Here is a 4,576-nt window from a genome sequence, read left to right as displayed (position 1 = left end):
GACACCCACGCCCTCGCCCCACGCGGTGCCGTCGGCGCCCTCCGCGTAGGACTTGCAGCGCCCGTTGACGGCGACGGCACGCTGCCGCGAGAAGTCGATGAAGGTGTTGGGGGTGGACATCACCTTCACGCCGCCGGCCAGGGCGAGCGTGCTCTCGCCCGAACGCAGCGACTGCGCGGCCAGGTGCAGCGCCACCAGAGACGACGAGCACGCCGTGTCGATCGTCACCGCCGGACCCTCGAAGCCCAGCGAGTACGCCACCCGGCCCGAGGCGACCGAGGCGGTCGCGCCGACGCCGACGTATCCCTCCACCTCCTCCGGCATCGAGTGGGAGGGCAGGTAGTCGTGGTAGAAGAGCCCGGTGAAGACGCCGGTGGCGCTGCCCCGCAGCCTGATCGGGTCGATGCCCGCGTCCTCCAGCGCCTCCCACGAGGTCTCCAGCAGCAGCCGCTGCTGCGGGTCCATCGCCAGGGCCTCGCGGGGGCTGATGCCGAAGAAGGCCGCGTCGAACTCCGCGGCGTCGTAGAGGAAGCCGCCCTCACCGGAGAGCGTCTTGCCCGCGGCGTCCGGGTCGGGGTCCACCAGGTCCGTCGGCCAACCGCGGTTGTCGGGGAAGGGCCCGATACCGTCGCCGCGCGACTCCACCAGCCGCCACAGGTCGCCGGGCGAGGACACCCCGCCCGGGAACCGGCACGCCATCCCGACGATCGCCACCGGCTCGGGCCGGCGTTCCTCCACCTCCCGCAGGCGCTCCCTGACCTGGGCGAGGTCGGTGGTGACCCGCTTGAGGTAGTCGCGAAGCTTCTCTTCGTTCGCCATCCGATGGACGCCTTCCTTGCTACGCACGGTGGTACGGCGACGTACTCAGAGCCCGAGCTGGTTGTCGATGAAGTCGAACATGTCGTCGTCGCTGGCCGACTGGATGCGATCGGCGACCGAGGAGCCGCCGTGGTCGCCGTCGGCCGCGGTGGTGTCCAGCGCGCCGAGCAGGTCCCTGAGCCGGGCCGTGACACGGGTCCGTACGGACTCGTCGGCCATCAGCCCGGCGAGGGACGCCTCGACCGCGTCGAGTCCCGCGTGGGCGGCGAGCGCGTCGGGTTCCTCCGGCGGGGCGCCAAGCATCTCCTCCGCGAGGAGCCCGCCGAGCGCGGCCGGGCTGGGGTGGTCGAAGACCGCGGTGGGCGGCAGGCGCAGTCCGGTGGCCTCGTTCAGCCGGTTGCGGAGTTCGACGGCGGTGAGCGAGTCGAAGCCGACGTCGCGGAAAGAGCGCTCCGGGTCCAGCCGGCCGGGCCCGGACATGCCCAGGACCCGGGCGGCCTGCGCCAGGACGAGGTCGCGCAGGGTCTCGACGGCCTCGCCGCGGCCCATCGCGGCCAGCCGCTCGGCGAACTCCTGCCGCGCCGCGGCCTGGCCGGAGACGCTGCGCCGGCCGCCGGGGGCGTGTGGGGCGGTCCCGGTGGCGCGCGGGCCGCGCACCAGTCCGGACAGCAGGGCGGGGACCTCGCCGGAGCGGTGCAGCGCGGCGAGGTCCAACTCGGCGGCCACCAGCAGCGGTTCGGACCGGTCGAGGGCGGCGTCCAGTACCGCGAGGCCGCGCGCGTCGGTGAGCGGCAGGAGCCCCTGCCGGGCCAGCCGCCGGTGCTCGGCGTCGGTGAGGCGGCCTGCCATGCCGTTCTCCCACGGGCCCCAGGCCAGCGACACCGCGGGCAGGCCCTGCTGCCGGCGGTGGGCGGCCAGCGCGTCCAGGAAGGTGTTCCCGGCGGCGTAGTTGGCCTGCCCGGCGTTGCCGACCACTCCCGCGATGGAGGAGAACAGCACGAACGTGTCCAGCTCCAGCCCCATCTCCTGGGTCAGCTCGTGCAGGTTCCAGGCCGCGTCGACCTTCGGCCGCAGCACCGCCGCCAGCCGCTCGGGGGTGAGGGTCGCCAGCAGCGCGTCGTCCAGCACGCCGGCCGCGTGCACGACCCCCGTCAGCGGCACGCCCTTGAGCACGTCCGCGAGTTGGTAGCGGTCGCCCGCGTCGCAGGCGGCGACGGTGACCTGGACGCCGCAGCGGTCGAGGTCGGCGAGGAGCTGCGGCAGCCCGGGGGCCTCGCCACCGCTGCGGGAAACCAGCACCAGGTGCTCGGCCCGCCCGGTCCGCGCGAGGTGGCGGGCCACCAGGCCGCCCAGCACACCGGAGGCACCGGTGATCAGGAGGGTGCCCGCACGGCTCCCGGCGCCGGCGGCCGGCGCTTCAGCGGCGCCGGACGCCGCGCGGGTGAGCCTTGGCACCCGGACCTGTCCGCCCCGCACCGCCCACTGCGGCTCGTCCAGCTCCACTCCGGCGCGCAGCCAGCCGGCCAGTTCGGCGTCGGGGACGGCCGTGTCGTCCACGTCCATCAGCAGAATCCGGCCGGGGTTCTCCGCCTGCGCCACCCGCACCAGGCCCCACACAGGGGCCGCCGCCACGTCCACCGGCGCCTCGGGCCCGGCGTCCACCGCGCGTTCGGTCAGCACCAGCAGCCTCGCGCCGGACAGCGCGTCCACCAACGGCCAGTCGCGCACCAGTTCCAGGACGTCGGCCGCGGTGCGGTGGGCGACCGCCGCCACGTCCCCGGCGGCCGGGTCCGGTACGGCGCGCACCACGACGGTCCGCGGGCGCTCGGCCCCTGCCTCGACCGCCGCCACCAGAGCGGCCAGGTCCGGATACGCCGCCGCGCCCGGGACCTCCTCGCCGAGCACCGCCCACGGCCCCTCCCCGGCGCCGGAACCCGACGTGCCCGCGGCGGGCGTCCACTCCACCGCGTACAGGCCCTCGGGGAGTACGGCGGCGGCGGTCGCGTCGAACGGCCGCAGAACGAGCGCGCCCACCGAGGCGACCGGTGTCCCGCCGGCGTCCTCCAACGTCAAGGCGACGGTGTCCTCACGCGGGACGACACGGACACGGGCCGCCCTGGCACCCGTCGCGTACAGCTCGACGTCCCGCCAGGCGAACGGCACCTCCAGCCCGCCGGTACGGTCCCCCGCGCCGACGATCACGTGCAGCGCCGCGTCGAGCAGCGCCGGGTGCAGGCCGAACCCGGCCACGCCCACGTCCTCCGGCAACGCGATCTCGGCGTAGAGTTCCGCGCCCCTGCGCCAGGCGCCGCGCAGCCCCTGGAACACCGGCCCGTAACCGAGGCCGTGCTCGGCCAACTGCGGGTAGACGCCATCCAGTTCGACGGGCTCCGCGTCGGAGGGCGGCCACGGGGCCGCTTCCGCCGCTGCGGGGACCTCGCCGGGCGGGGCGAGCACGCCGCTCGCGTGCGCGGTCCACTCGCTGTCCGGCGGCGCGGCCTCGTCCTGCGCGTGGACCGTGACCGTACGACGGCCGGTGTCGTCCGGCTCCGCCACCGTCACCTGGACCCGTACCCCGCTGTGCGCGGGCAGCACGAGCGGGGCCTCGCTCAGCAACTCCTCGACCCGGGAGCACCCCACCTCGTCACCGGCCCGCACCACCATCTCCACCAGCGCCGCACCCGGCACGACGGTCTGGCCGGCCACCGTGTGGTCCGCCAGCCACGGGTGCGACGACAGCGCCAACCGCCCGGTCAGCACCACACCACCACTCGCCGGCAACGCCACCGCCGCGCCGAGCAGGGGGTGGTGCACGGCGGACTGGCCGAGCCCGGCCGGGTCGGTGCCGGTGTCGGCGGTCGGGTTGAGCCAGTAGCGGCGGCGCTGGAAGGCATACGTCGGCAGGTCCACCCGACGCGCGCCGGTGCCCGCGTAGACCTTCTCCCAGGCCACCGGGATGCCCCGGACGAACACCTTCGCCAACGCCGTCAGCAACGCCCGCGGCTCATCCCGGCCGCGCCGCAGAACTGGCGTCCACGACTCAACGGCGGCCTCCGCAGGCTCCGTTCGCGTCGCGGGCCCCAACGCGGACAGCACACCATCCGGGCCGATCTCGACGAACGTCCCTACGCCGGCGGCGCGCATCGCCTCGACCGCGTCAGCGAACCGCACCGCGTCACGCACGTGCCGCACCCAGTACGAAGCGTCGGTGACCTCCTCCGACACCACACCACCGGTCAACCCCGACACCATCACCAGGCGCGGACGCCGGCTCTCCACGCTCGCGACGACCTCGCCGAACTCCGCCAACATCGGCTCCATCAACGGCGAATGAAACGCATGCGACACCCGCAACCGCCGCGTCCGAGCACCCCTTCCAGCCAACACCCCCGCCACCGCCAGTACTTCGTCCTCCACCCCCGACACCACCACCGCACGCGGACCATTCACCGCCGCAACCCCCACACCCGCAAAGCCCGCCAGGGCCTCCCGCACCTCGGCCTCCGACGCCTCCACCGCCACCATCGCCCCACCCGACGGCAACCCCTGCATCAACCGACCCCGCGCCGCCACCACCCGACACGCATCCCCCAACGACCACACCCCCGCCACATGAGCCGCCGCCAACTCCCCAATGGAGTGCCCGCCGACGACCTGCGGGGCTATGCCCCACGACTCCAGCAGACGGAACAACGCCACCTCGACCGCGAACAACCCGCACTGCGCCCACACCGTCTCGTTCACATCACCCCCGCCG

General features: G+C 74.7%; 2 protein-coding genes. Both read right to left on the bottom strand.

The window, feature by feature from the left end; translation table 11 throughout:
- Positions 1–819, bottom strand: an 819-nt coding sequence (locus WA788_RS34995) for a beta-ketoacyl synthase N-terminal-like domain-containing protein (protein ID WP_335984417.1), incomplete at its 3' end; no start/stop codon positions are given.
- 45 nt (positions 820–864) lie between these two features.
- Positions 865–4,563, bottom strand: a complete 3,699-nt coding sequence (locus tag WA788_RS34990) for a type I polyketide synthase (RefSeq protein WP_335984415.1) — start codon at positions 4,561–4,563, stop codon at positions 865–867.
- Positions 4,564–4,576: the final 13 nt, after the last annotated feature.

Origin of the sequence: Streptomyces sp. CA2R106 (assembly GCF_037034245.1) — a bacterium.
Lineage (GTDB): Bacteria > Actinomycetota > Actinomycetes > Streptomycetales > Streptomycetaceae > Actinacidiphila.
Note: the sequence above shows the minus strand (reverse complement) of the source record. Positions and strands in the feature narration are given on the sequence as shown.